We start from the raw sequence: 25,146 nt of genomic DNA on the forward strand, positions 1-25,146 counted from the left end.
GGCCGCCAGGCACTCCCGGACCGTCAAGCGCCCCCCGCCCGTCAGGCGCTCTGGAACTACCGCGGGGTACAGGGCGGCAACCTGTGCCTGCTGTCGGCGTGCGACGTCCGCCCCTGACGGTCGTGCACGTGCCACCAGGCTCGGGGAGCGCCCCGTACGCCGTCTGAACCGTCTGGCCGTGCTGGTCGTTCACCGTGGCACCACAGCCTGACGGCGTCACAGGATGTGGTGCCAAGCTGCCGGGTATGAGTGCACACGAGGTTCCACGCGGCACGCGCCTGCTCGTCATGGACGGCCTTGAGGTGGTGCGCAGGTTGCGCCAGGGCGGGTCGAAGGTACCGGTCGTCGCGACTCTGCCGGAGCAGCGTGGGAAAACGGTGGGAACGGAGCGCGTGACGCGTGGGGACGCGGCGCGTGACGCGTGGGAACGACGCGCGGCCCCAGGGACTCACCCCTTGTCGGCAGGCGCCGGACCGGTGGCGAGGACGTGGTCGACGGCCGCGTAGAGGGTCTCGGTCTCGGCGACCAGGACCGATTCGCGGGTGGGGAGGGCGCGTTCGACCGCAAGTCCGTTCAGGACGGTGAGCAGGAATCTGACGTTCCGGGTGTGGTCGCCCGGGGGGAGTGCCCCTTCCTCGGCGAGCACCGTCAGCCAGTGTTCGACCCGGCGTTCCGCCTCCTGTTCATGACCGAGGTAGGCGGTGCGCAGTTCCTCGGTCGGCTCGGGTTCGATGAAGTCGTGATACAGCTTGCCCCACGCGGACCGCGCCTCGTCGTTGACGCCGAGGGGCGCGAGCACCTGCCGGAGGCAGTGCAGCAACCGCTCGCGGGGTGGCAGTGCCTGGTCCCGGATCGGGTCGCCGGGCAGCACGTGTGCGTAGATCCGTGCCAGCAGGCTGTCCCGCAGTGCGCGCTGGGTGGGGAAGTGGAACCGCAGCGAACCGGTGCTCACTCCCGCGCGCGCGGCGACCGCGCGCACGCTCAGCTTCGCCGCCATGTCCTCGGCGATCATCTCCGCCGCGGCCAGGAGGATCTTCTCGCGTGTTTCCATGCTCCGCCACCTTCACTTTCTTCTCCCGCACACCCTACTGGTACGCCGTACTAGCACGCCGTACTAGTACGGTGTGCTAGCGTGCTACCAACACACCGTACTAGTGCGGATGCGGGTGACGAGCGAAGGGAGTGGCCCAATGGCCTTGAAGCAGTGGGCGGCGTCGAAGCGCCTCAGGCCGGGGGACGGTAGGGAACTGCAGCGTTTCCGCGGGTGGCAGCTGCCCCTGCGCTCGCTGTTCTGGCTCCGGCTCCACGGGCCCGACGGCCACGCCCACCGGTACGCCGTCGACGTGCGGCACTGGGCGCGCTTGGACAGCGGCAGGATCCGGGCGCATCTGTTCCTGGACGGCAGGCACACCGCCGAGTCGAAACTGCCCGCGATCTTCCCGGTCGAAGGGGGCGTGATCGAGGTGGCGATGAGCAACTTCGGGATCAGGCGCTGCCACTACCGCCCCTCGGCCGGCGAGCCGCGTCAGCTCACGCCCGACCCGGCGTCGGCGGAGGGACGGCGGGCCTGCCTCGGTGCCCGCCGTCCGGGACTGAGCCGGGCGATCGGCATCGGCGCGGTGCTCCTGCTGGTCATCGGCCTGGGCCTGAACCTGTTGCAGCTGGCCGAACCCCTCTCCCGTATGCCTCCCGTCGCACAGCGGGTCGGCGTGTTCGAGTCGCCCGTCCACCTGCCGGTCTGGCTGAACCTCGCGCTGGGGGCCGGGGCCGTCCTGGCGAGCATGGAACGCGCACTGCGCCTGCGGTACTCCGCCCTGCTCGACGCGGCCGGTCACTGACCCGACGGGCACGGGACACGGGGCACCGGTCGCCGCCGCCTCAGTAGTCCTGCGAGCTCTCCGCCGGCGCGGCGGGGTGGGAGCGCGGCCCGCGGGACCGGACCTTCAGCAGGTGCACATGGCGGGCGAGGCGGATGGCGGGCCGGATGAGGAGTTCGATGCTGCCGATGAGGAAGCACCAGGTGCCCGTAGTGGTCCACCGCTCGAAGAAGAACATGATGCTGCCGGCGATGAACCACAGCGCGATGAGCACGTCGTTGGCGATGCTGGCCGCCTCGTAGCGCCGCCGGACAACGAGTTCCTCCTTGCCCAGGTGGATGACCAGTGGCGTGGTTTCCCCGGTGTCTGCCATACCCCTCACCCTACGAAAGCTCACCCCGTGGTTCGCGCAGGCAGGGGACGGAACAGTCGCGCGGCCCGATTCCCGCGACCGACGGCGGCCACCGGGTCAGGCCGGCGCCCACCGGGTGGTGATGATCCGGGTGCCTTCTCCCGGGGCGCTGTGTATCTCGAACTCGTGCATCAGGCGCTGGGTGCCGCCCAGCCCGTGGCCCAGCCCGGAGCCCGTGGTGTAGCCGTCGACGAGGGCGGCCTCGACGTTCGCGATGCCGGGGCCCTGGTCGGTCACGGTCAGGCGTACCCCCTGCTCGCCCGCCCGGTGCAGTATGTCGACACGCAGCCGGCCGCCCCCGCCGTGGACGAAGGCGTTGCGGGCCAGTTCGCTGGCCGCCGTCACCACACGGGTCTGGTCGATCAGCCCGAATCCCGCCGCGAGCGTCGCGGACCGCACGGTGTGACGTACCGCCAGGAGCTCCTCCTCCGTGTCGAGAGCGAACCCGGGGCCCTCCTGGGCGCCCCCTTGGCCGTTGCGGTCCGAGGTGGTGGCGGGGCCCCGGGGATGAGCAAGGGTGTCGACGGGACGGGTCATGTGCGGGGCCGCCCTCCGGTCGGCGGTGCGTGGGCCGTGCCACACTCGGCGTGGCCTCGCGGGGCCGCGGTGGCCCGACGCAGTACGGACCTCTCGCTGACATCCATTCAGCGTCCCCTCCCCGCCGCTGCGTTCGGCCGCACGAGGGCAGCTCTTACAGTCTAAACATTTGCCGAATGGCAAATATAAGCACGGGGAGTGCCTCGCAGGGAAGGCCGAGGGGGTGAGCACACCCCGGGGCACCGCGGGCACGACCCGGGAGATGTTTGCCGTTTGACAACAATAGGAGCGAGGCAACACTCTTGACGCGGCCTCGGCAACCGTGCCGCTGACCACTGTGTCCCGGGACGGTGCCGGGCAGGAACGGAGAGGCCACGGTGCACCCTCACTTCTGCCACCCGGCCACGGTGCACCCTCACTCTTGCCACCCGGCCACGGTGCACCCTCACTCTTGCCACCCGGCCACGGTGCACCCTCACTCTTGCCACGCGGCCACGGTGCACCCTCACTTCTCCCACCCGGCCACGCCGCCCCTGTGGCTAGGCGGGTCGGACCGCTTTCATCTGCCGGTCCTGCGGGAGCGGAAGCCTGACGTCCGGCGTGGTGCCCGACCCGTCAGCTGCCGGGGGTCTCTTCGTCCTGTCCCTGCTACGGTCCGTCTGCCGGTTGCCACGGGTGCCCGGCACCGGGCGTGGCCCGGCCGAACCGTGCGCCCTGCGAAAAGCGGCCAGGCCGTGTGCGAGGGCCGCCCGCTCCTCCTGTGTCATCGACGCGAGCGTCGCCGACAGTTCCTCCTCCCGGTGCGCCCGCAGCTCGCAGAGATAGGAGCGGCCGGAGAACGTGATGTGCAGGGTCACCTCGCGCCGGTCGGCCGAACTGAAGGAGCGGTCGAGATGTCCCAGCGCCTGGAGCCGGTCGCACAGGCGGCTCACCGAGGACGGCGCCGCTCCCAACTGCTCGCCGAGCTCGCGGAGATTTATGCCGTCCCGCTGATCGAGGATGTACAGCACGCGCAGCTGTGACGTGGACACCGGCGCGGTCGGCACCGCCTCCCGGCCCCGCTCCCACAACATCTCCAGCTGCTCGACCACTTCACGTGCCACGGCCGCGGCCTCGGCGACCGGGGGGTGGGTGCCAGCCGGGTCGATACTCCGCACCGCGAAACTCCGATTCAGCCCGTCGGCCCCTGCGGCCGTCAAGCACTCAGTCTGCCAGTCGTACGTGCCCCACCACATGGAACACCGAACTTCTCAAATCTTCTCGAACTCTCGAACTCCCGGAGTTCTCGGACTCCCGGACTTCTCAAGCTCTCGAACTTCAGGGAAAGGCTCTGCCGTCCATGGACCGCTTCACCACCGCTGAACGCGCCCTGCGCACCGCAGCGCCCCACGCCCTGTTCGACACGGTCCGCGAGATGTGCACCACCCACTACGGGGCCACCGAGGTCGACCTGTGGATGGCCGACTACGCCATGAACACGCTCCAGCCCGTCACCGTACTGCCCTACACCGCCGAGCCGGTCCCCGTCCAGGGCAGCGACCCCGGCCGGGCCCTGGGAGCCCAGCAGCCCTACGTACGAGAGCTCCGCTACCCGGAGTCCGGCGACGCACACCTGGCCGATCCGGAGGGGGAAGAGACGCCGAAGCCCGCGCCTGGCCGGACGGCTGAACCGACGGACGACGGACACCCTTCGACGACCGCTCCCGGCCCCTCGGCGCAAGCACCCGCGTCCGCCCCGGCAGTCGTCGCCCACCTGCCCGTCAGCGTCCGCGGCGACCGGCTCGGCGTGCTCTCCCTCACCCTGCCGGGCTCCGCCCCCGCCCCCGAGACCCTGGCCGAGCTGCAACAGCTCGCCGACGTGCTCGCCCACGAACTCGTCGTCGCCGACCGCGACACCGATCTCTACCTCCAGGCCCGCCGCGCCACCCGCCTCACCCTGGCCGCCGAGATGCAGTGGCAGCTCCTGCCCGGCCGGTCCTGCGCCCGCCCCCAGTACACCCTCGGCGCACAGCTCGAACCCGCCTACGCGATCTACGGTGACAACTTCGACTGGGCCACCTCCGCCGACACCCTCACGCTCACCGTCACCAACGGCATGGGCGAGGGCATCAAGGCCGCCCTGCTCACCAACCTCGCCATCAATGCCCTGCGCAACGCCCGCCGCGCCGGGCTCTCCCTCGCCGACCAGGCGGCCCTGGCCGACCAGGCGCTCTACGGCGAGCACCGGGGCGCACTCCACGTCTCCGCCCTGCTCCTGGAGTTCGACCTCGCCACCGGCGTCGTGGAGGTCATCGACGCGGGCTCACCCAAGATATGGCGACTGCGCGACGGCGCGGTCGAGCACCTGGTGCTGGAACCGCAGTTGCCCCTCGGCATGTTCGAGGACACGGCGTACGCCCCGCAGTACCTGACCGTCGAGCCGGGCGACCGCCTCCTGCTGGTGAGCGACGGGGTCTACGACTCGAAGTCGCCAGCCGGTGAACTCTTCAGCGCCCGCCCCCTCGCCCGCGCCCTCTCCGCGACCCGGCTCCTCCCGGCCCCCCAGGTGCCGCAGGCCGTCCTGGCCTCCCTCGCGGAACACCGCAACCCGGGGCCCGGCAGCGACGACGCCATGATCGTCTGCTTCGACTGGCACGGCTGCACACCGGACTCCGAGACCGGGCAGTAACGGGCTCCCTGCCGGATGTGTCCCCGCCGAACGAACCGGTGCCGGAGTAAAGGAGTCCGCTTTCGGCGCCGGTGACCGGAACGACCGCTTCGGAACCGGAGGAACGGGCTCCCGCCGGGTCGCGGACCGTGCACAATGACTCGTCCGCCGATCACATTTTCGGGCCGGTCCCGGCCCCAGCGAAACGGAACGCCCCTTCTACGATTGCGAACGTCTTCTTGTCAGCACTTCCCCTCAGCCCGGCGGTCCCCTCGCAGCGCGCGAAGCCCGGCTTTCCCCACGCGGTTCCGTTCCCCCACCCGGTTCCGCTCCCCCGGACAAGCCCGGTGCCCCTCAGGAGACGGCCGTGACGTCCGCGCCGTTCACGGGCCGGGAGACATCCCTCATCCGCACGAGCCTGGCGGTGGTCGCGCCGCAGGCCACGGAAATGACCGTCTACTTCTACGCCGTCCTCTTCGCCCGGTATCCGCAAGTGCGCGGACTCTTTCCGGACAACATGGATGTGCAACGCGACCGGTTGCTGCGGGGGCTGCTGCGCATCATCGATCTCGTCGACGACGTGGACAACCTCGTACGGTTCTGCTCCCGGCTCGGACGGGACCACCGCAAGTTCGGCGCCCTGGAGGCCCACTACCCGGCCGTGGGCGAGTGCCTGCTGGCCGCACTGGCCCGCTATGCGGGAACCGCGTGGAACTCCGAGACCGCCGCGGCCTGGACGCACGCCTACACCGTCGCCGCCCAGGTGATGACCGCGGCCGCCGCCGACGACACCCGGCTGCGCCCCGCCACCTGGCAGGCGCAGATCGTCCGCCACGAGCACCGCGGCGACGGCCTCGCCGAGATCACCGTACGGACCGACCTGCCCTACCCCTACGTCGCCGGGCAGTACGTGAGCATGGAAACACCGTGGTACCCCCGTACGTGGCGGCACTACTCCCCCGCCCATCCTCCGCGCGCGGACCACACGCTCACCTTCCACGTCCGCGCCGTCCACCGGGGGCAGGTCAGCAACGCGCTGGTCCACCATGCCGCCCCGGGGGACCTGGTGCGGCTCGGGCCGCCGCAGGGTGACATGACTCTCGCCTCCGCGGGCGACCGAGACCTGCTGCTGGTCGCCGGGGGAACCGGCCTCGCACCGATACGCGCCCTGCTCGAAGAGGCGGCCGCCTCCGGCATGCGCCGGTACGCCGAGCTGTTCGTGGGAGCGCGCACCGCCCGCGAGCTGTACGGCCTCGACGACATGCTGCGCCTGGCCCAACGCCACCACTGGCTGACCGTACGCGCGGCCGTATCGCACGAGGACATCCCCGGACAGAAGGGCACACTCCCGCAAGTACTCCGGGAGTTCGGGCCCTGGAACCAGCACGAAGCCTTCCTGTGCGGCCCGCCCGGCATGGTCACCGCCGCGGTGCACACCCTCCTGGATCAGGGCGCACTCGAGAGCCGCATCCACCACGACCCGCTCGACACTCCCGTTCTCAACGCTCCCCTCACACCGCCCCGAGCCGCTCAGGAGATCGACCAGCTGTGACCCACCCCGACGCCACCCCCTCGCAGGGAGAGCGCAGGCTGCAGGCCCACCTGGGCACCAGCGAACGCGCCGACGCCTTCTACGACCGACAGGTCCGCCCGTACCTCACCGCGCCCATGCGTGAGTTCATCGGCCGCCAGTCGATGGTCTTCCTCTCCACCGCCGACGCCCGCGGCCACTGCGACGCCACCTTCCGCGCGGGCCCTCCCGGCTTCGTCACCGTCCTCGACGAGCAGACCCTCGCCTACCCGGAGTACCGCGGCAACGGCGTCATGGCCAGTGCGGGGAACCTCACCGAGAACCCGCACATCGGCCTGCTGTTCATGGACTTCACCCGCGACCACGTCGGGCTGCACGTCAACGGCTCCGCCCGGATCGTCGGCGACCAGGACATCCGCGCCGCCCACCCCTGGATACCCGTCGACACCGCTCCCGGGCGACAGCCGGTGCTGTGGACGTACATCACGCTCCACGAGGCGTACGTGCACTGCTCCAAGCACATCCCCCACCTCGAACCCGCACCCCGGCCCCTGCGGCTGACCAGGGCCCGCCCCAGGGACGCCGACTACTTCACCGGGCCCCTTCCGGCGTTGGCGCGGAGCGACGCGGGACCGGAACAGGCCCCGGCCGGCCCCGCGGACGACGGCCCGGCCGGGCACCCCTTGATCGGCTCACGCGAACTGTGAGCGGGCCGGACATGACAACGCGCCCCCTCCCGGGGGCGCGTCGACCGGGGCCGTGTGCCCTCGTCAGCAGGGCGGCCGGAAATCTCCGTGGCGCCGTGCGTGCGGTCCGCCCGCGGTGACGATCGCGGCGACCGCGGGCGGCAGCGCGCTGCCGTCCTCGCGCAACGGCGTCGGCGGGTCGGTGATCTGCCCGGTTCCGGCGCTCCGCAGTACCGCGTTGCGCACCGTGACGCGGTCCGGCGCGGACGGCGTCAGCACCTGCCGCGCACGTACGTAGGCGATGAAGCTCTCGAAGTCCCGCTGGTGCCGGTAGGGCTCCCGGTACCTGCTGAGCGCCGGGTAGCCGTCCATGCCGAGGAAGGTGTACGAGGCGGTGGCCAGCCGGTAGTCCCGGTCGAGCCGCAGCGCGACGCCGTCGATGCGCACGTCCGACGGGGCGACGCGGTCACCGACCGCACCGGCCGCGTCGAAGGAGTACCGCACGTTCGCGGAGACGGCCAGCGGCGCGAACCGCAACCCGCCGTCCGCACCGGTGGACCACTGCTGTTCCAGGGCGTCGTGGATCTGTTGGCCCGTCACCGTGGCGCAGACCGTCGGGTTGCCGTAGCCGATCGCCCGCCAGGCCTGTCCGAAGCTCACCGCTCCTTGCGAACCGGCGGCGGGCACCAGGTCCCCGCGCACCAGGGACTGGCCGACCGTGGGGGCGAGCGGCACGAGGGCGAGGTGGGCGGGTGCGTACCGGTGGACGTTGGAGTCGTCGTGGGCCGGTACGGGCCTGCGGGCCGCCCACAGCGCCCAGTCCGCCGCGAGGTCGCCCATGGTGCTCTGTCCGGCCGCGTTCCGGGCCCGGGTGAACGGCCCGGACTGCCGGCCGATCGTGCTGCGCTCGCGGGCGGTGGCCTGCCCCGCCCAGTAGTCGGCGATCGCCTTGAGGTCGCGGTGCGGGGTGACGTCACGAGTGTTGGGGTGGCTGGTGGAGACGGTCAGCCCGCGCACGACCCGCCCGGTGCGGGGGTCGAGCTTGAGGTTGATCTCGTTGATGACCTGGCCGTGGAACCCGGCCTCCACGAAGGGTCTGGGCACGCCGTTCGGGTCGGGCAGCATCATGTTGAACCGGGTGTGCCAGTGCCCTGCCACGATGGCGTCGATGTCCGGGGTGAGCTTCAGGGCCAGGTCGTAGGCGGGGCCCGACGGGTTGCTGCCGCTGTTGAAGTCGGCGCCTGCCACGGCCCCCTCGTGCGTGCTCAGGACGATCGCGTGCACCCCGCGCCGCTTGAGCTCCTTCGCACACCGTTCGGCGGTGCCGAGCAGGTCGAGGGTCCGCAGGCCCGGGTGGAAGGAGTTGGGGAGCAACTCCGCCCCGTGGACGGTGAGATGGATGAAGCCGATCGGGATCCGCCGGCCGCCCGGCCCCCGGGCCCATTCGACGTGGTACGGCGGCAGGACGGTCCGCCCGCCGCGCGTGCGGACCACGTTGGCGGAGTAGTACGGGAAGTCCGCCCCCTTGAAGCGCCGCCCGGTGGAGTCGCGGAACCCCGTGTCCTGGCCGACGACCGGGTGGGCGCGCCCGCGCTCCATGTGCTCGACCAGATGGGCGGGGGACTTGTCGAACTCGTGGTTCCCGGCGGTCGCGAAGTCCAGACCCAACCGGTTGAGGGCCTCGATCGTCGGCTCGTCCGAGAACGCGGCAGCGTCGAACTCCCACCCGGAGAAGAGGTCCCCCGGCGCGAAGAAGAGCGAGTTGCGCCGTCCGTCGCGCAGCCGCTCCAGATGGGTGCCCATGGCGGCGATCCCGCCCACCGTGTACGTCTTGCCGCCGTTGCCGCGGATGACGGCGTCGCTGCCGGTGGGGCCCTGCAGGTATCCGTGGAAGTCGGTGATGCTGAGCAACTGGACGTCGACGTACTCGTCGGCGGTGGCGGCGTCGCGGGCGGCCTCGGACGCGTAGGCCGGGACACCGAGTGCGGTGGTGGTGGCCAGCGCCCCCAAGGTGGTGAGGAAGGTCCGGCGGCCGAGCCCGTCTGTGGCTGAACTCCGGTGTGCAGCAGGGGCTTTGGACGGTGTGCTGCTCTGTGGTGTCGTCACCCGCCGATGGTGCGAACAGCAAGGTGAAGGGCCGGGGAATCAGGTGCATCACATGTATGGCTGCCTCGCGGCAGCCCCATGAACCCTCCGCGCACGCGCGGGGGGAGACAGCCGGCGCCCGCTGTGACGAGTGGGTAAAGGGGGTGTGTCGGGACGGTGGGGCTCTTGTCGCAGGCAACGGCTGCATGAATACTGCGCCTCGCACAAGTTGTCGGTATACCAACCACGGGTACGAAGCCCCAGGCCATCCCACCAGGGGCCACGTGGCCCGATCATCCCCAAGGACTGATGTGCGAAGACTCGTTCCACGACCGGCCCTCGTCGCGGTGGCCGCCACCGCGGTTGCCGCGATGACCACGGGCGCCTGGACGCCGGCCACCGCCGGCGGTTCCTCGCAGCCCGCCCCGTCGGCGCAGCAGTTGCAGCAGCCCGAGCGGCAACCGGAAGCCCGGCGCGTGCAGTTGATCACCGGCGATGTCGCCGAGGTGACCGACGGCCGCGTCAGCGGGTTCCGGCCCGCGCCGGGGCGCGAGAACATACCCGTCCGCGTGGCGGACGACGGCAGGCGCTCGCTCGTCGTCCCGCTGGACGCCCAGCGCCTGATCTCCGACGGCACGCTCGACGAGCGGCTCTTCGACGCACGAGAACTGGCCGGCTCCGCCCGCGACACGGACATGGGGGGCCTGCGCGTCATCGTCGGCTACCGCGGCGCGGCCGCCACCGCCCGCGCCGAGGTGCGCGACGCGGGGAAGACCGAGGTCCGCCACAGTCTGAAGGCGCTCAACGCCGAGGCGCTCGCGACGCCCGCCAAGGACGTACCCGCGCTGTGGAAGTCCCTCACGCGCGGCGACAACGATGTCAGCACCACCGTGGCGCAGGGTGTCGGCCACATCTGGCTGGACGCCCCCGTCAAGGCCCAACTCGACGTCAGCGTCCCGCAGATCGGCGCACCGGCGGCCTGGCAGGCGGGCTTCGACGGCAAGGGCGTGAAGGTCGCCGTCATCGACACCGGCGTCCACGCCGACCACCCTGACCTGGCCGGCAAGGTGGTCGCCGCAGAGAACTTCTCCACCTCCCCCGACAACCTGGACCACCAGGGCCACGGCACCCACGTCGCCTCCACGATCGCCGGGTCGGGCGCGAAGTCGGGCGGCAAGTACAAGGGCGTGGCCCCCGGGGCCAGCATCATCGCCGCGAAGGTCCTGGACGACACCGGCAGCGGCGCCGAGTCCGACATCATCGCCGGGATCGACTGGGCCGCGGCGCAGGGCGCCGACGTGATGAACATGAGTCTGGGCGGCACGGACACGGCGGCCGTCGACCCGCTCGAAGCGACCGTCAACCACTACAGCGAGACGGCCGGCGTGCTCTTCGCCGTCGCCGCGGGCAACGAGGGTCCGGGCCCGAGCACCATAGGCTCCCCGGGCTCCGCCGACGGCGCGCTGACCGTCGGCGCCGTCGACAGCGACGACGTCACGGCCGGCTTCTCCAGCCGCGGCCCGCGCCTCGACGGCGCGATCAAGCCGGACGTCACGGCGCCCGGCGTCGACATCACCGCGGCCTCCTCACCGGGCAGCGTCATCGCCGGTCAGGTCGGCGAGAACCCCGAGGGTTACGTCACCATCTCCGGTACGTCGATGGCCACGCCTCATGTCGCGGGTTCTGCCGCCCTGTTGAAGCAGCAGCACCCGGACTGGCAGGCCGCCCAGCTGAAGGGTGTGCTGACCGGCTCCACGAAGGACACCGGCTTCTCCGCGTTCGACCAGGGCGCGGGCCGCGTCCAGGTCGACCGGGCGATCAAGGCGGGCGTGTACGCGGAGCAGACCTCGCTGAACTTCGGCACCGCCGCCTGGCCGCACGACGACGACCAGCCGATCACCCGGACGCTGACGTACCGCAACACCGGCACGTCCGACGTCACCCTCGACCTCGCCGCGAGCGGCACGGACGAGGACGGCAATGCCGCCCCCGCCGGCATGTTCACGGCCCTCCCGGCAAAGGTCACCGTACCCGCGGGCAAGACCGCCGAGGTGACGGTCGGCGCGAACACGAAGGTCGAGGCGGCCGACGGGCAGTACTCGGGCGCCGTCGTCGCGAAGGGCGCGGACCAGACCGTGCGCAGCGCGTTCGTCGTCAGGCGCGAGGTCGCCTCGTACGAGCTGGACCTGCGCCACACCGGCCGCGACGGCAAGCCCGCCGCGCACTTCCAGACGTACGTCAAGGGCCTGACCGGCGAAGCCGCAGGCCAGGAGTTCGCGTTCGACGAGAACAGCGAGTCCTCGAAGGTGCGGCTGCCGATCGGCGAGTACAGCGTGCAGGGGGTGATACTCGCCGACCGCGAGGACTCCACGAAGGGCACGGACTGGATCGCACAGCCCAAGCTCGTCGTGGACGGCAAGGACCAGAAGGTCGACCTGGACGCCCGCACCGCGAAGCCCGTCGACATCACCGTGCCCGACCGCAAGGCGAAGGCCCAGCAGGCGTACATGGTCTACGCGGTCAAGTCGGCCGCCACCACCTACCAATTCGGCTGGCAGCTGGCCTCGTACCAGAACTTCCGGTCGGCACACCTCGGCCCGGAGATCACGGACGGTTCCCTGACGCAGCTGTGGGACGCCGACTTCTCCGTGGGCGAGGACACCCAGTACGCGCTGGTCTACGCCGGCCGGGCCACGCGTCTGGCCACCGGCTTCACGAAGCACGAGACGCGCCGGGGGCTCGCGCGGGTGAACGTCGGGATCGGCGAGGCCGTCCCGGGCAAGGACGCCTGGCTCGCGCCGATCGGTGACTTCAAGGACGGCCTGCTGGGCTTCTCCTCGGGCCGGACCCTGCCCGCACCCTCCGCACAGCACCTGTACCTCTCCACGTCGGACGAGGCACGGTGGAGCCTGTCGATGCAGCAGCTGGGCGACACGCTGCCCAACGGCTGGCGCGTGACCGACTCGACGCACCGGGTGAGTTTCGCGACCTACCGCGCGGGCCGCACGTACCAGGAGGACTTCAGCACCGGGGTGTTCGGGCCGACGCTCGACCCGAGCGCCTACGAGGGACTGTCGCGGTCCCAGAACACGCTCTACCTGTTCACGAGCGTCTTCGCCGACGGCCAGGGACACGAGGGTTACGTCGGCACCGCGCAGGGCCGCACCACCCTCGCCCAGGACGGCAAGGTGATTGCCGAGAACGACAGGACGATCGACCTCCAGTCCTTCCCGGTGCCGGCCGAGGAGCACGAGTACACCCTCAGCTCCACGGCCACCCGTGACGCGAAGACCGCCAGGGTCGGCACCCGGACCGACACGAGCTGGACGTTCCGTTCCAAGGACGGCGACAAGGCGCTGCCCGCCTCCGTGATCCGCTTCCACCCGGAGCTGGATCTGCAGTCACGGGCCAGGGCCCACCGCCCGATGTCGGTGCCGTTCGAGATCCAGGGCGCCGCGGCCGGGAGCAACCTCCGGTCGCTCACCGTCGAGGCGTCGTACGACAACGCGGCGCACTGGACGAAGCTGAAGGCCGGCCACGGCAGGGTGACCATGCTCGCCCCCGCCAAGGGCAAGGCCGTCTCCCTGCGCGCGGAGATCGTCGACAAGCAGGGCAACAGGTCGGCGTTCACCTTCCACGACGCGTTCCTCGGTCACTGAGGTCACCCGCGGCCGGACGCCCTGACGGCGTCCGGCCGCGGGGGGACGAGGCGCGTCGGGTCGGACCTCCACGGTGCAGGTCCCGCTCACGGCGGACACGGCATCGCCGCGCTGCCGTTCAGGTCGTCCTGGGCAGCGGCGCGCGCACCTGACGGCAGCGTTCCTCAGCGGCCGGGGTTGACCTGGTGGTGGACGCGCAGGGTCAACTCCAGCGCTTCCAGGGCGCCTGCGGGGGTGATGAGGTTGTCGGCCTCGCCCGCGAGAACCGCCAGCACGTGGTTGATCATCGCTGTGTACTGGTCGGCCGGTTCCAGGTCCACCTCGCGGGTGCCATCGGCGGTGCATGCGGTCAGCGTGGTGACGGGCTTGCCGTCGTAGCCCATGGTGGAGACCGATTCCAGGACGCCGTCGGTGAAGGCGGCGGTCCAACCGCCGCGCCCACCCCAGGGCATGGGCCGCAGGGAGGAGACCGAGCTGCGGGCGATCGCCCCGTCGAAGGCCATGACCGCCTCGACCGCACCGGAGTCCGTGTCCCGTTCCACCGCGGTGACGTGGACCTCGCGGGGGGTGCCGAGGGCTCGGGTGATCAGGTCGAGGTCGCTGTGCATGGCCTCCATCGGCAGGACCTGCACGCCCAGGCAGGCGCCGGGCCACAGCGGTGCCGTGGCCGACCAGCAGGTCAGCTCCTCCAGCCGCCCGTAGGTGCCGTCACGCACGGCGTCGTCGAGTACCCGGTTGGCGGGGACGAACCGCTCGAACATGTCCACGAACACGTGCCGGTCGCTCTCCTCGGCGGCGGCCACGAGACTGCGGCCCTCCGCCATGGAAACGGCCATGGGGAGTTCGGTCAGGACATGCTTGCCCTCCGAGAGGGCGCGCAGCGCCATCGGGGTGTGCAGGGGCGTCGGCAGACAGAGGTCGACCAGGTCGAAGGAGGCGTCGCTGAAGGCGGTGTCCAGATCGGTGCAGGCGGTGAAGCCGAACTGCTCGGCGACCTTGGCGGTCCTGTCCGGGTCCCGGCCGAACATCACCACGTCCACGTCGTCGCGTGCCGCGTAGACGGCGGCATGCGCCTGGCCGAAGCTGGTTCCCAGGAGGGCGATCTTCATGGTTTTTCCTTTTCGAGGGTGATCGGGGCGACCGCGGCCGTGGCTTCGGTCGGCGGGGTGGGGAAGTGCGCTGCGGGGTGGGCAAGGGTGCTGCGGGGCGGGGAAGTGTGCTGCGGGGCGGGGCAGGAGAAGGCAGCGAGCCACACCGGGCTGCCGGAGGTACGAGCCTCGCGATGCGGGGGCTCCGGTCAGGCGGCGTACCCCGGCAGGGCATGCACGCCGAACCGGTTGCCCAACGGGTCGGTGAGGCAGGCCCGTACGGTGCCGTCCGCCTCCGTGGTCGGCGCCTGATCCACGTGGCCGCCGCGCCTGAGAGCGGCCTCGGCGGTCGCGGTCACGTCGGCGGACAGGATCGAGGGGATCGCGAAGTCGGCCGCTTCCGCACGCAGGATTCCGGCGGGCCACCGCGCGCCCGGGGTGAACACCAGGTGGTCGGCGGGGGCGGCCGGACGCGGCTCGAACCGCCAGCCGAAGGCCGCCGTGTAGAAGTCGCGGGTGACCGCGAGGTCGGTGGTGGCGATCTGGAAACCGGCCGTCGAGCCGGGCCGCGGCGCGAGGGCGGTCTGCTCCAGGTGCTGCTCGGTGGCCTTCTGACGGTCAGCCAGGTGGGTGGAGGCACCCTGGGAGAACAGGGAGAAGGTGTTGCCCCGCGGGTCGGCGAACCGGGCGAAGACGGTGACGTCCCCCACCCGGGTCGGCGGGACGAGGACCTTCGCCCCGAGCGCCGTGAGTTGCCCGGTGTCGGCGAAGACGTCCGCGGAGAGCACGGAGAGGTTGATCACCTCGCCACCCGTGTCCCCCTGCTGGATGGCACCCATCGGCCAGCGGGCTTCCGGCGCCATGATCCGGATGTAGGTACGGCCGTCCACGGACGAGTCCGGGTCTACGGCGAACGTCCAGCCCAGTACGGGGCCGTAGAAGTCCTGTACCTGCTGCGGGTCGGTGGTGCCGATCTCGAACCAGACGACGCTGCCGGGAGACATGAAGCTCATGAGGGGCCCTTCGTGGTGATGCGTGGAAGCGGGTTCCGGCGGAGCGGTGCTCCGGCCACTTCCTGCACGCTAGGCCCCTTCGCGGACAGCACATGTCCTCCAAGTCGGGCACAGTGGAGAGCATGACGACCGATCTGCCCGCCCGGATGCTGCGACTGCTCTCCCTGCTCCAGACCCGCCGCGAGTGGTCCGGCGCCGAACTCTCCGAGCGTCTCGGGGTCACCGTGCGCACGGTCCGCCGCGACATGGACCGGCTGCGCGAACTCGGATACCCGGTGGACAGTGTCAGCGGTCCCGCGGGCGGTTACCGGCTCAGGTCCGGCGCGGACATGCCTCCGCTACTGCTCGACGACGAGGAGGCCGTGGCCCTCACCGTCGCCCTGCGCACCGCCGCCGGAAACGTCACCGGTTTCGAGGAGTCCGCGCTGCGCGCGCTGGCCAAACTCGAACAGGTGCTGCCGCACCGGTTGCGTACCCACGTCACCGCACTCCAGCAGTCCTCGGCCACCATCGACTGGGGGCGGCGGGGGCCCCGGGCCGATCCCGCGACCCTGGCCCTGTTGGCAGCCGCCTGCCGCGACCACGAGACGGTGACCTTCGACTACACCACCCGTGCCGGCACCCGGGCGCCCCGCCGGATCGAGCCCCACCACCTCGTCGCCTCCGGCGGGTTGTGGTACCTCCTCGCCCACGACACCGGCAAGGACGACTGGCGCGTCTACCGCCTCGACCGTATCGCCGACCCCACCCCCACCCGCCACCACTTCACCCCGCGCCCCGGCCCCGGCGCCGACCCCGCCTCCTACGTCGCCGCGAAGATCGCCACCGCTCCCACCCGGTATCGCGCCGTCGCCACCGTGCACGCCCCGGCCGAGACCGTCCGTCGCCGGACCTGGGCGCTTGCCACCCGCGTCCAGCCGGTGGGCCCCGGCGCCTGCACCGTGGACTGCTCGGGCGACGATCTCCCCGGCATCGCACAGATCCTTGTCGGCCTGGGCTGCGACTACACGCTGGACGCCGACGAAGCCGTCCGTGACCATCTGCGCACCGTCGCCCGGCGCGCCCTGGACGCGGCCGGCTGAGGGCCCACGCGCCCCGCCCGTTGCCCGTTGGAGGACAGGTCCTGTCCTGAAAGGAACCTATTGTCGGTTTTACGGCCGTGGGGCCGTCTGTTCTCCGGCAGCACCTCTCACCAACAGGAGCACCACTGATGAAGATCGCGATTCTCGGTACCGGCGCGGGCGCCCGTCAGCACGCGACCCGCCTGTCCACCCTCGGCCACGAGGTCATCGTGGGCACCCGCGTCCCGGAGGCGACCCTGGCCCGGACCGAGCCCGACATGATGGGCACCGAACCCTTCGCCGCCTATCTCAGCACTCGTCCCGGGCTCGCGCTGACCACATTTGCCGAGGCAGCCGAAGCCGGCGAGATGGTCATCAACGGAATTGACGGCGCCAACGCCGTGACTGCCCTCAGCGCCCTGCCCGCGTCAGCCCTCGCGGGAAAGACCCTCATCGACTACTCCGTCCCGTACGTGTACCAGCAGCCCGGTGACGCCGAACATCCCTGGCCCACACCCTGGGGCGAGATGCCGCGACTGGACCCCGTCGACACCGACAGTCTCGCGGAACGGATCCAGCGCGCCCTGCCCAGCACGAACGTCGTCAAGACCTTCGTCACCCAGGAACAAGAAACCGTCGTCAACCCGTCCGAGTTCGCGGACGGCGACCACACAATGTTCCTCGCCGGTGACCACGACGACGCCAAGTCCGCGGCCCGCCGGCTCCTGAACGCCTACGGCTGGAACGACCTCGTCGACCTCGGCCCCCTCGCGGCGGCCCGAGCCCTGGAAATGTACGCGCACTTCCACACCGCCGTCGGTCTCGCCCTCGGCGGCCGCTTCGGAGTCAAGATCGTCCGCGGAGGCAGCCTTCGGTGACACGCCGCAACACGGCCCCGGAGCCGGCTCCTGCCGGTGTCAGTAGGTGAAGGTCGTCAGCACCGCGAGGTGGTCGCTCGGCCAGTTCGCGCCGCCGCCGATCACGGTCGAGGCCACCGCGTCCAGGGTGCCGCCCTTGTACTGGATGAAGTCGATCCGGTCCTGCGGCTCGGGGCGGCCGTCCGTGGACTTCACCACCGGGGACCAGGTGTTGCCCGGCAGCTTCGCCTCGTCGGGGTTCACCTCGCGGTAGGAGTCCCAGTAACCGCCGTCCCAGAAGGCCTTGGTGGTCGGCCACTCCACCACCGAGTCGCAGTGGGCGGATTTGGTGTCCGCCGTCCAGTCCAGGTGGGACGGCGAGTTGAAGTCACCGGCGACGACGGCGGGACTCGCGCCGGCCCAGTTGACGACCTCCTTGGCCTGCTTGGCCCTGTCGGCCTCGTCGGCATAGATCGTGGGGTAGGAGTCGTTGTCCCAACAGGCGTTGTACGGGCCGTACTTGGTGTAGTCGAAGTGGACCGAGTAGATCCAGAAGCCCTTGATCCTGGCGGCGATCACACCGTTGCCGGTGCCCGTGCGGTCGGTCTTCTCGAAGGGGAAGCGGGAGACGATGTCGACGTGGGTGGCGGTGCGGGTGTTGTACCAGCCGAGACGGTCGGCGATGGCCTGCGCGGAGTCGCCGTTGTTCTCCTGAAGCGCGACGACGTCGGCACCCGACTTGCTGATCTCCTGCGCGATCTTGCTGACGCCGTCGGTGACCCGGCTGCCGCCGTGCCAGGTGTTGAAGGTCATCACCTTCAGCGTCTGCGCCCGCGCAGCGGGCGGTGTGGCGGACGCGGCGGACGGCATCGTGACGGTCAGGACGAGAACCGCCGCGGCTGCGGCGGCACGGGGGTACGAGATCTTGGCCATGCGGACCGTTGTAACAACCGTGAGCAGCGGACGGAGGTCGTTGAAGTGCGGCTTCGGTGCCGAACCGGTGAACGGGAGATTGCTCTGCGCACACAAGCGCTCCGCGGCGCGCGGCTGTCCTGGTCCGCCGTGACGTCGTGATCACGGGCCGGCTGTCCCCGTACCCGCAGTTGTCCGTGAGTTCGGCGGACCGTCATGGCGTGTTGGCTGTCGTTCCGTCGTCGTCGGGCACCCTGGAGCTGAAGGAGCTGACCGGGACCTTCCGCGCCGGCACCGTCCCGAGCGTCCGGAGGGGCGGTGTGCCGTACCGGACGTCCGGAGGAACGGTGTGCCGTACCGGACGTCCGGAGGAACGGTGTGCCGTACCGGACGCCGCGTTCCGCCCGGTCCAGCTGCGCCCCGCAACCGGGCGGGGGCCCGGCCGACAGGAGGTCGCACCATGTCACAGGAACCGATACCCGTCGCCACCGTGGACACCCCGTCCCGCGCCAGGCCCGTGTGCCGGCGCGAGTTCTGCAGCGGCTTCGGCTCCCACACCGCCGATGCCATCACCCGGATCAGCGCCGTCGGCAACGACATGGGGGCGAGCGAGATCATCGGCGTCCGCCTCAGCCCGACCGCCCGCGGACAGGTCGTCGCCTACGGCACTGCCATCTGGTACGCCTGACCCGCCCGTCGCACTCCCCGGCGGACGAGCGGCCGGCGGTCCGCGGCGCCGACCGGCTCAGCGCGGCCGACGCCTCGGTGATGCCGACCGGGGATCAGGTACCGGGACACCACGAGTCAGTCATCGGGACACCATTCGAGCATCAGGATGGTGGCGTCGTCGCTCAGTTTGTGCTCGGGGGCGTCGAGCAGGGAGTGGATCACGCGGCGGAGCGTCTCGGGCGCCAGGTCCTCGGCCGCGGTGGCGAGCAGGATCTGGTCGATGAAGCGCTCGATGCCCAGCTGCTTGCCTTCGATCGTCCGGCTCTCGACGACACCGTCCGTGTACATCAGGACCCGGTCGCCGGGTTCGAGGGCGACCTCGTGGACGTGCCGAGCGGTGGACGAGAACAGGGCGGGCAGTCCCATGGGAGGTTCGGCGGTCCGCTCCAGCGCCCCGGGAACCACCCGTCCGGCGCGGAGCAGAAGGGGCGCCGGATGGCCGCAGTTGAGCCAGCGGAACCTTCCGCTCGCCAGGTCGAGCTGGCTCAGCACCGCGGTGCAGAACAGCTGTGGCAGCCAGGTCGACAGCGCCGCGTCGACGGACTCGACCAGCTCGGGAAGGGTGGCTCCGGTACGGCGGGCGTTGCGGCAGGCCGCCAGGGAGACGACGGTGGTCAGGCCGGAGGCGAGGTTGTGTCCCGCCGCGTCCACGATCGCGGCGTGCAGGGTGTCGTTGGACAGGGCGTGATCGAAGGCGTCACCGCCGATCTCGTAGGCCGGTTCGAGGACCGCGGTGGACACCACGCGGGGGGAACCGATCGTGCGGGGCGGCAGGTAGGCGCGCAGCATCTCCGCCGCCAGCGTCATGTCCTCCGTCCGGGCCCGGCGCACGAAGGTGTCCTTGTAGGCCCGCTTGGAAGTGATCATCATGGCGCACAGGGCGGCGAGGGCACCGGCTCTGCGCAGCGCGTCCTCGTCCATGCGCGGGGCCCGGACCGCCATGACCCCGAGGCGTTCGGAGCCGTCCACCAGGGGCAGCCACGCGGTCACAGGTCCCGGGGGCTGTTCCGCGCCGACGCGCGGTGACTGGGTGCGGTAGCAGGCGCCCGCGAGGCTGTCGTCGACGCCGAGTGCGTCTTCGGCGGTGTCCAGAGGCAACAGGTGACGTTGTTGCAGGTCGGCCAGGTACACCGCCGCGCTGTCCAACCCGAGCGACCGGGTGCACTCGGTGATCGAGGTCGCCAGGTCCAGCCGCAGATTGAGCGGATCGGCAAGGAAGCCCGTCAACGCGGTGTCGGGGGGCTGCATGGTGGCCCCACCTACCTTCCCTGGGCGAACGAAACATTTGAATAATGTTTCTTATCACCGAAAACATGGGGAAGCCGGGACATTCCCCATGTACAGCAGCCCCTTTCCAGACGCCCGGCCGGAACGCGATCACGCTGACCGGCTGCCGGTGGTCACGCCACCACCTTCCCCGCTTCGGCATCCGGCCCGGCGGCAACGGCTCGGGCCGCCTCGTCGGCCGAGTAGGAGTGGGCGAACGTGAACGCCCGCGGGCAAGGCCCGTCGGCCCGCAGGACGGCCAGCCGGTCCAGGGCCTCCTCGACGGTGGGGATGTGTCCCGCCGGGACCCACCAGAGCACCAGGTGCGCCTGGACGTGCCGGTCGAACCACTCGCGTCGCCGGCGCATCACCTCCAGGTGCCCGCTGCGGTAGGTGAAGTCCCACAGGGCTTCCGAGGTCTCCCACACCGAGAGGTTGACGACGACGTCCTCGCCCGCCGGGCGCAGGCCGGTGGCGTCGTCCGCCCCGTCCGCCACCAGCCGCCACACGAAGCCGGGGGCGGCGTCGGCGGTGGCGTTGATCGGGTTGAGCAGCTCGACGAAGTCCGCCATGTGCGGGTCGTCGAACGCGTGGCGCAGCGTCACGACGTTCAACTCGGCCAGGTGGAAGGCGTGTTGGGGTGAGGTCATGAGCTCATCCCAGCACGACCCCCTTTTCTATGTCAATCAGTATTGTTTTTAGAATCTTCGAGCACCACACAGCACTCGCCCGGCCGCGCGTCCATCCTGGCGGTGACCGGACCGCTGCCGAGCAGCCCCTGCAGAAGGGCGAAGTTCATGCCGCAGACGAGGGGCGGGAAGCGTTCGGCGACCACGTGGAACGGGCAGTTGCGCATCCGGACGACGCGCGGCGCGATCCTGCCGACGCCGTCAGCTCCTTCGGCGCCGTCAGTTCCCGCGGCGTCGCCAGCTACCCCGGCGCCCGCGCGGCCGTCCGGGGCCTCGGAGCGGGCGGGGTCCGTGGGGCGTGCGGGGCGTGCGGGGTCCACGGGGCGTGTGGGGTCCACGGGCCCTGCGGGGTCCGCGGGCCCTGCGGCGTGTGCGCGGTCCGCACCGCCCCCACCATCCGCGACGTTCTCCAGATGAGGCGCATACCCTCGGGCGGCCAGCATTTCCATGACCTCTTCCAGCCCCTCGGGGGGCGCCTGCGCCCCCCGTTCGGCCTCGCCACGGTGCCGCGCCGCCGCGAAGAGCCGGGTGTCGAGCCCGGCCTGTTCGGCGGCCTCGGCGAGCAGTTCGGCGAGCGTCCGGTAGTCGCGGGCAGGCAGCGAGACCGACCGCTCGGCCCGAGCCAGCGTGTAGACCTTGGCGGGGCGGCCCGCCCCCGGCCCCGAGCGGCCCGTCAGCCGGCGGCTGCCGCTCTCCAGCAGCCCGACCTCCGTCAGCTTGTCCAGATGGTGCGCCGCCAGCGTGCGCGTGACCCCTACCGCCTCGGCCGCCTCGTTACGGCCGACCTCGCGACCCCGCGCCGCCACGTACTCGTACAGAGCGCGCCGTACGGAATCCTGCAGGGCCGCGATCGCATTGATGTCCTCCACCCGGTCAGTCTATGAACAACACTGATTGGCGGTAGAAGGGCGGCGGCCACTCGGCCCGGCCATGGGCGGATCGTCCGCGGACGGACCGGAGGGCGCCGGACCGTCACTTGTAGGAGTCTACGAATGCCCGGTCCTGACCTGCGGATGTCTTTAGGCCTTTTACCCCTGGCCGACTCCACTCGGCTGGCTGTGTACTCCTCACACAAGGCGCAACCAAGCGAGGGTCGAGCGCCGTGGGTTCGCCGCAGATCCGTGCGCGGGGCATCCTCGGTGGCTGTCGGCCTCGGCGTCCTGCACCGACGATGGGCCCTCCACCGTCGGTTTCGTCCGACGCCGAGACCGAGGAGGGTTTCATCCGTGGCCGCTGCACGATGTCCTCGCCCGTTCGCCCCGATCCAGCTCGGCCCGCCCGCCCTTGTCGTCGAGCACATCCGCGGCGCCGCGCCGAGATGAGCTCCCGCGGGTGCCGTCGGCCGCTCTGATTCCGGGCGGCACCCGCGATGTCTTGCAGGTCCTGGTCGCAGCCCCGGTCGTCTCCCGGCGGGCGGCGCATCAGGACAGCCCCCCGAACGTTGCCGAAAGAGGAGTGACCATGACCGCGTACACCGAAGAGAAGACCCTCCCGGAGCTTGAGCGCGCCTGGATGGAAGAGGCGATCGGTCTGGCCACCACCAGCGTCGCGAACGGCGGCGGCCCGTTCGGCGCCCTGATCGCGAAGGACGGTCAGATCGTCGCGCTCGGCAACAACCAGGTCACCGCGAGCCTGGACCCGACGGCGCACGCCGAGGTGAGCGCGATCCGCGCCGCGTGCAAGGAGCTGGGCACCTTCTCGTTGGAGGGCTGTGTCCTGGTCACCTCGTGCGAGCCGTGTCCGATGTGTCTGTCGTCCGCGCTGTGGTCCCGGGTCGACCGGATCGTCTTCGCCGCGGACCGTGACGACGCAGCGGTGGCCGGCTTCGACGACCGCAAGTTCTACGACCTCTTCGAGAAGAGGCCGCAGTCGGAGTGGCCGGCGCAGATCGTGCAGCTCGACCTGCCGAACCGTACGCAGCCGTTCGACGCGTGGCTGGCGAAGTCCGACCGCGTCGACTACTGAGCCACCGGCCGCGGTGACGTCGGCCGGGCGGACACCCGCTGCCGAAACGCCCGCTGTACAGCCGTAACTCCACCACGCACCAACCTGGGGGCCGCCCCCGGCGTCACGTCGTCATACGACGCGGATTCCGGGCGGCGGCCCTTTCCGGCTGGGTAAAACCGGGTGCGCCCTGCCGCCGCGATGGTGTCGGATGCGGGACATGACGATCGTTCTGAACGAGCCCGGTGTCGACGGGTTGACCGAGGCCGTGGACGCTCTGCGCGATTGGCAGGACGATCGCACGCCGTTGCAACTCCATCCGGGAGACCTCGGCTGGGCCTGGGCGCTGGGCGCGGAGCGGTTGGCCGCAGCCGTCCGCACCTGGAGCGTGGCCGGTCGGATCATTGCCGTCGGATACCTGGACGCGCCTGATGTGCTGCGCCTGACGACCGCACCGGAGCTGCGCCAGGACGGTGAGCTGGCCCGCCGGCTGCTGGCGGACCTCGACGATCCTGGGCGCGAGGTCCTGCCGCCGGGGAAGGTCGGCCTGGAAGTCCCCCACGGCGCGCTGCTCCGCGAGGTGCTCCTGGAGGCGGGCTGGAACCTGGACGAGCCGTGGACGCCGCTGCGCCGCGACCTCTCCGGACCGGTGAAGGACTCCGGCCTGCGGATCGAGGTGGCCGGTCCGCGGACGGCGGGGGTGCGCACCGCGGTGCACCGCTCGGCATTCGGCAGCCCGGCCTTCACCGAGGAGATCTGGCACGTCCTCGCGACCGGGCCCGTCTATGCCGACGCCCGCTGCCTGATCGGCTACGACGACCAGGACAACGCGGTGGCCGCCGCGACGGTCTGGTCGGCCGGCCCCGGCAAACCCGGCCTGCTGGAACCGGTGGGCGTGCACTCCGACCATCGCGGCCACGGCCACGGGACGGCCATCAGCGTCGCCGCCGCAGCAGTACTGCGCGAACTGGGTGCGTCCAGCGCACTCGTCAGCACGCCGAGCTCGAACACCGCCGCCGTTGCCACCTACAGGGCAGCCGGCTACGAACCGTCGCCCGAACGGCTGGACGTCTCCCGAGCTGCCTGAACCAAGCAGGCCCGGTCAGGCCGCGGGTGTCGTCCGGTCGCGGCCACATCGCCCGGTCAGGCCGGGTCGTCGGTCGCGGCCGGGTCGCCCGGTCAGGCCCGGTCGTCTGGTCGTCCGGTCGTCCGGTCGCGGCCACATCGCCCGGTCAGGCCGGATCGTTCGGCCGGGGTCTTTTCGCTACCGCCTCCTGGCGCATCGTCGTGGCGAGGGCCAGAAAGACCGAGAGGTTCTGCACCGCCGCTACGGGGAGCCTGGCCCACGGCTTTCGTTCGCCGTGGCGGTGAATCTCCAGCCAGCCGTGTTCCACCGCCACCCGCTCGACCTCGTGCCAGCCGAGCCGGTGGCCGAGGTACCCGACGCCGGTGGGATCGAGGTGGGCCCCGAAGAAGTCGATGCGCTCGCCCGCCTTCAGGCGGTCCCTGTCCTGCGGCAGCCGTACGCGTGTGAAGTTCTCGTCCAGTTCCTCGATGAACCGTGCGACCCCCTTGTACGCGTCGGTCACCGTGATCTCGGCGCCCTCGCGGGGATCTATCCAGAGCTCGTGCGTGGTGACGCCGGTGATCCCGTTCGTCACTCTGGTGCTGCTCCGACGGATGCCGTCGAGCTCGTCCCATGTGTACGCCTCCGGGACCTGCCCGGCGACCTCCCGGACAATGCCGTGCTGGTAGTGGCCCACCCAGACCTGCGCCTGCCTTCTCCTGAGCGCGAGGAAGAGGAAATAACCGGCCGCGGCAACCATGGCGATCCCCACAATGAGCAGCGGGAGCCCGAAGTACCAGGCGCCGTCGCTCCGCGCGCCCTCCAGCGCCGCCGAAATCCCCAGCCAGAGCGCCGGCAGTCCCACGAGCGTCGGCAGCAGGACCACGAGCCACGGGAAGCGCTTGGGCTCGGTCCACACCAGCCCTTGGCGCGAGCCGAGTTCGAATTCGCTCGCGACTCTGCGCATGACGGACGGAACAGGAGTCGATCCACGATCCGACACAAGCCCCCCAAGGCCAGACAGCGGAAGGCCATTATCGGGGAGAGGAGCCCGTACGGGAAGGGCGTTCCGGCGGGCGGGTACATCGGGTGCGCTGGTACATCGGGTGCGCGGGCGGGCCCGCGTACTTGCGGCCGGGACGCCCTC

The 25,146-nt window shown here is 71.0% G+C and carries 22 protein-coding genes; 10 read left to right on the plus strand and 12 right to left on the minus strand.

What is annotated here, in order from left to right; genetic code table 11:
- Nucleotides 1-448: 448 nt before the first annotated feature.
- Entirely contained in the window at nt 449-1,051 is a 603-nt protein-coding gene (locus ACIQM4_RS18075) for a TetR/AcrR family transcriptional regulator (protein ID WP_401592391.1), read from the minus strand.
- 139 nt (nt 1,052-1,190) lie between these two features.
- Here ACIQM4_RS18075 and ACIQM4_RS18080 point away from each other — a divergent pair, with 139 nt between their 5' ends.
- Entirely contained in the window at nt 1,191-1,838 is a 648-nt protein-coding gene (locus tag ACIQM4_RS18080; RefSeq protein WP_401592393.1) for a hypothetical protein, read from the plus strand.
- A gap of 40 nt (nt 1,839-1,878) precedes the next feature.
- On the opposite strand, the gene ACIQM4_RS18085 is transcribed toward ACIQM4_RS18080, so the two are convergent.
- From ACIQM4_RS18085 to ACIQM4_RS18095, 3 genes are all read right to left on the minus strand, one after another.
- Nucleotides 1,879-2,190: a YrhK family protein gene (locus tag ACIQM4_RS18085; RefSeq protein WP_401592395.1), complete on the minus strand. Its 312-nt coding sequence runs from the start codon at nt 2,188-2,190 to the stop codon at nt 1,879-1,881.
- A gap of 96 nt (nt 2,191-2,286) precedes the next feature.
- Complete coding sequence (locus ACIQM4_RS18090; RefSeq protein ID WP_401592397.1) at nt 2,287-2,766, minus strand: ATP-binding protein; 480 nt, start codon at nt 2,764-2,766, stop codon at nt 2,287-2,289.
- A gap of 539 nt (nt 2,767-3,305) precedes the next feature.
- Nucleotides 3,306-3,869 (minus strand): MarR family winged helix-turn-helix transcriptional regulator, encoded by a 564-nt coding sequence (locus tag ACIQM4_RS18095; protein WP_401592399.1) that lies wholly within the window; start codon nt 3,867-3,869, stop codon nt 3,306-3,308.
- Nucleotides 3,870-4,105: 236 nt separating this feature from the next.
- On the opposite strand from ACIQM4_RS18095, the gene ACIQM4_RS18100 reads away from it, so the two are divergent.
- The 3 genes from ACIQM4_RS18100 to ACIQM4_RS18110 all read left to right on the plus strand — a co-directional run bounded on the left by ACIQM4_RS18100 (nt 4,106) and on the right by ACIQM4_RS18110 (nt 7,651).
- Entirely contained in the window at nt 4,106-5,434 is a 1,329-nt protein-coding gene (locus tag ACIQM4_RS18100; RefSeq protein WP_401592401.1) for a PP2C family protein-serine/threonine phosphatase, read from the plus strand.
- 346 nt (nt 5,435-5,780) lie between these two features.
- Nucleotides 5,781-6,965, plus strand: a complete 1,185-nt coding sequence (locus ACIQM4_RS18105) for a globin domain-containing protein (protein ID WP_401592403.1) — start codon at nt 5,781-5,783, stop codon at nt 6,963-6,965.
- Nucleotides 6,962-7,651: a pyridoxamine 5'-phosphate oxidase family protein gene (locus tag ACIQM4_RS18110; RefSeq protein WP_401592405.1), complete on the plus strand. Its 690-nt coding sequence runs from the start codon at nt 6,962-6,964 to the stop codon at nt 7,649-7,651. Before ACIQM4_RS18105 ends, ACIQM4_RS18110 begins: the two co-directional genes overlap by 4 nt.
- Nucleotides 7,652-7,714: 63 nt before the next feature.
- On the opposite strand, the gene ACIQM4_RS18115 is transcribed toward ACIQM4_RS18110, so the two are convergent.
- Entirely contained in the window at nt 7,715-9,736 is a 2,022-nt protein-coding gene (locus tag ACIQM4_RS18115) for a bifunctional metallophosphatase/5'-nucleotidase (protein WP_401592407.1), read from the minus strand.
- 290 nt (nt 9,737-10,026) lie between these two features.
- On the opposite strand from ACIQM4_RS18115, the gene ACIQM4_RS18120 reads away from it, so the two are divergent.
- Nucleotides 10,027-13,374, plus strand: a complete 3,348-nt coding sequence (locus ACIQM4_RS18120) for a S8 family peptidase (RefSeq protein WP_401592408.1) — start codon at nt 10,027-10,029, stop codon at nt 13,372-13,374.
- A gap of 164 nt (nt 13,375-13,538) precedes the next feature.
- On the opposite strand, the gene ACIQM4_RS18125 is transcribed toward ACIQM4_RS18120, so the two are convergent.
- Both ACIQM4_RS18125 and ACIQM4_RS18130 read right to left on the minus strand, forming a co-directional pair.
- Nucleotides 13,539-14,483, minus strand: coding sequence for a Gfo/Idh/MocA family protein (locus ACIQM4_RS18125; RefSeq protein WP_401592410.1), 945 nt, complete (start codon nt 14,481-14,483; stop codon nt 13,539-13,541).
- A 188-nt stretch (nt 14,484-14,671) separates the two neighbouring features.
- Nucleotides 14,672-15,475: a VOC family protein gene (locus ACIQM4_RS18130; RefSeq protein ID WP_401592412.1), complete on the minus strand. Its 804-nt coding sequence runs from the start codon at nt 15,473-15,475 to the stop codon at nt 14,672-14,674.
- Between the two features lie 122 nt (nt 15,476-15,597).
- Here ACIQM4_RS18130 and ACIQM4_RS18135 point away from each other — a divergent pair, with 122 nt between their 5' ends.
- On the plus strand, nt 15,598-16,557 hold the full coding sequence (locus ACIQM4_RS18135; RefSeq protein WP_401592414.1) for a helix-turn-helix transcriptional regulator: 960 nt from the start codon (nt 15,598-15,600) through the stop codon (nt 16,555-16,557).
- A gap of 128 nt (nt 16,558-16,685) precedes the next feature.
- Nucleotides 16,686-17,414, plus strand: coding sequence for an NADPH-dependent F420 reductase (locus ACIQM4_RS18140; RefSeq protein WP_401592416.1), 729 nt, complete (start codon nt 16,686-16,688; stop codon nt 17,412-17,414).
- Between the two features lie 39 nt (nt 17,415-17,453).
- On the opposite strand, the gene ACIQM4_RS18145 is transcribed toward ACIQM4_RS18140, so the two are convergent.
- Nucleotides 17,454-18,326 (minus strand): endonuclease/exonuclease/phosphatase family protein, encoded by an 873-nt coding sequence (locus ACIQM4_RS18145; RefSeq protein WP_401592418.1) that lies wholly within the window; start codon nt 18,324-18,326, stop codon nt 17,454-17,456.
- A 439-nt stretch (nt 18,327-18,765) separates the two neighbouring features.
- Between ACIQM4_RS18145 and ACIQM4_RS18150 the strand changes: the two genes are divergently transcribed.
- Nucleotides 18,766-18,993, plus strand: a complete 228-nt coding sequence (locus tag ACIQM4_RS18150; protein ID WP_401592420.1) for a hypothetical protein — start codon at nt 18,766-18,768, stop codon at nt 18,991-18,993.
- 116 nt (nt 18,994-19,109) lie between these two features.
- On the opposite strand, the gene ACIQM4_RS18155 is transcribed toward ACIQM4_RS18150, so the two are convergent.
- The 3 genes from ACIQM4_RS18155 to ACIQM4_RS18165 all read right to left on the minus strand — a co-directional run bounded on the left by ACIQM4_RS18155 (nt 19,110) and on the right by ACIQM4_RS18165 (nt 21,858).
- A complete protein-coding gene (locus tag ACIQM4_RS18155; protein ID WP_401592422.1) occupies nt 19,110-20,282 on the minus strand; it encodes a PP2C family protein-serine/threonine phosphatase in 1,173 nt (390 codons plus the stop codon).
- A 152-nt stretch (nt 20,283-20,434) separates the two neighbouring features.
- Nucleotides 20,435-20,950: a DUF3291 domain-containing protein gene (locus ACIQM4_RS18160; RefSeq protein ID WP_401592424.1), complete on the minus strand. Its 516-nt coding sequence runs from the start codon at nt 20,948-20,950 to the stop codon at nt 20,435-20,437.
- A gap of 32 nt (nt 20,951-20,982) precedes the next feature.
- Entirely contained in the window at nt 20,983-21,858 is an 876-nt protein-coding gene (locus ACIQM4_RS18165) for a helix-turn-helix transcriptional regulator (protein WP_401592426.1), read from the minus strand.
- 592 nt (nt 21,859-22,450) lie between these two features.
- Between ACIQM4_RS18165 and ACIQM4_RS18170 the strand changes: the two genes are divergently transcribed.
- Nucleotides 22,451-22,954, plus strand: a complete 504-nt coding sequence (locus tag ACIQM4_RS18170; protein ID WP_401592428.1) for a nucleoside deaminase — start codon at nt 22,451-22,453, stop codon at nt 22,952-22,954.
- Nucleotides 22,955-23,153: 199 nt separating this feature from the next.
- Nucleotides 23,154-24,020 carry a GNAT family N-acetyltransferase gene (locus tag ACIQM4_RS18175; RefSeq protein ID WP_401592430.1) on the plus strand — a complete coding sequence of 289 codons (867 nt, stop codon included), beginning with the start codon at nt 23,154-23,156 and terminating at the stop codon, nt 24,018-24,020.
- A 145-nt stretch (nt 24,021-24,165) separates the two neighbouring features.
- On the opposite strand, the gene ACIQM4_RS18180 is transcribed toward ACIQM4_RS18175, so the two are convergent.
- Complete coding sequence (locus ACIQM4_RS18180; RefSeq protein ID WP_401592432.1) at nt 24,166-24,966, minus strand: DUF6585 family protein; 801 nt, start codon at nt 24,964-24,966, stop codon at nt 24,166-24,168.
- Nucleotides 24,967-25,146: the final 180 nt, after the last annotated feature.

Origin of the sequence: Streptomyces sp. NPDC091272 (genome assembly GCF_044757485.1) — a bacterium.
In the GTDB taxonomy this organism is placed as follows: domain Bacteria; phylum Actinomycetota; class Actinomycetes; order Streptomycetales; family Streptomycetaceae; genus Streptomyces.

What these genes read in the sequence shown, in the direction of transcription:
- ACIQM4_RS18075 (WP_401592391.1), bottom strand. Translation starts at nt 1,051, where the DNA reads ATGGAAACACGCGAGAAGATCCTCCTGGCCGCGGCGGAGATGATCGCC.
- ACIQM4_RS18080 (WP_401592393.1), top strand. Translation starts at nt 1,191, where the DNA reads ATGGCCTTGAAGCAGTGGGCGGCGTCGAAGCGCCTCAGGCCGGGGGAC.
- ACIQM4_RS18085 (WP_401592395.1), bottom strand. Translation starts at nt 2,190, where the DNA reads ATGGCAGACACCGGGGAAACCACGCCACTGGTCATCCACCTGGGCAAG.
- ACIQM4_RS18090 (WP_401592397.1), bottom strand. Translation starts at nt 2,766, where the DNA reads ATGACCCGTCCCGTCGACACCCTTGCTCATCCCCGGGGCCCCGCCACC.
- ACIQM4_RS18100 (WP_401592401.1), top strand. Translation starts at nt 4,106, where the DNA reads ATGGACCGCTTCACCACCGCTGAACGCGCCCTGCGCACCGCAGCGCCC.
- ACIQM4_RS18125 (WP_401592410.1), bottom strand. Translation starts at nt 14,483, where the DNA reads ATGAAGATCGCCCTCCTGGGAACCAGCTTCGGCCAGGCGCATGCCGCC.
- ACIQM4_RS18130 (WP_401592412.1), bottom strand. Translation starts at nt 15,475, where the DNA reads ATGAGCTTCATGTCTCCCGGCAGCGTCGTCTGGTTCGAGATCGGCACC.
- ACIQM4_RS18135 (WP_401592414.1), top strand. Translation starts at nt 15,598, where the DNA reads ATGACGACCGATCTGCCCGCCCGGATGCTGCGACTGCTCTCCCTGCTC.
- ACIQM4_RS18140 (WP_401592416.1), top strand. Translation starts at nt 16,686, where the DNA reads ATGAAGATCGCGATTCTCGGTACCGGCGCGGGCGCCCGTCAGCACGCG.
- ACIQM4_RS18145 (WP_401592418.1), bottom strand. Translation starts at nt 18,326, where the DNA reads ATGGCCAAGATCTCGTACCCCCGTGCCGCCGCAGCCGCGGCGGTTCTC.
- ACIQM4_RS18150 (WP_401592420.1), top strand. Translation starts at nt 18,766, where the DNA reads ATGTCACAGGAACCGATACCCGTCGCCACCGTGGACACCCCGTCCCGC.
- ACIQM4_RS18155 (WP_401592422.1), bottom strand. Translation starts at nt 20,282, where the DNA reads ATGCAGCCCCCCGACACCGCGTTGACGGGCTTCCTTGCCGATCCGCTC.
- ACIQM4_RS18160 (WP_401592424.1), bottom strand. Translation starts at nt 20,950, where the DNA reads ATGACCTCACCCCAACACGCCTTCCACCTGGCCGAGTTGAACGTCGTG.
- ACIQM4_RS18170 (WP_401592428.1), top strand. Translation starts at nt 22,451, where the DNA reads ATGACCGCGTACACCGAAGAGAAGACCCTCCCGGAGCTTGAGCGCGCC.
- ACIQM4_RS18175 (WP_401592430.1), top strand. Translation starts at nt 23,154, where the DNA reads ATGACGATCGTTCTGAACGAGCCCGGTGTCGACGGGTTGACCGAGGCC.
- ACIQM4_RS18180 (WP_401592432.1), bottom strand. Translation starts at nt 24,966, where the DNA reads ATGCGCAGAGTCGCGAGCGAATTCGAACTCGGCTCGCGCCAAGGGCTG.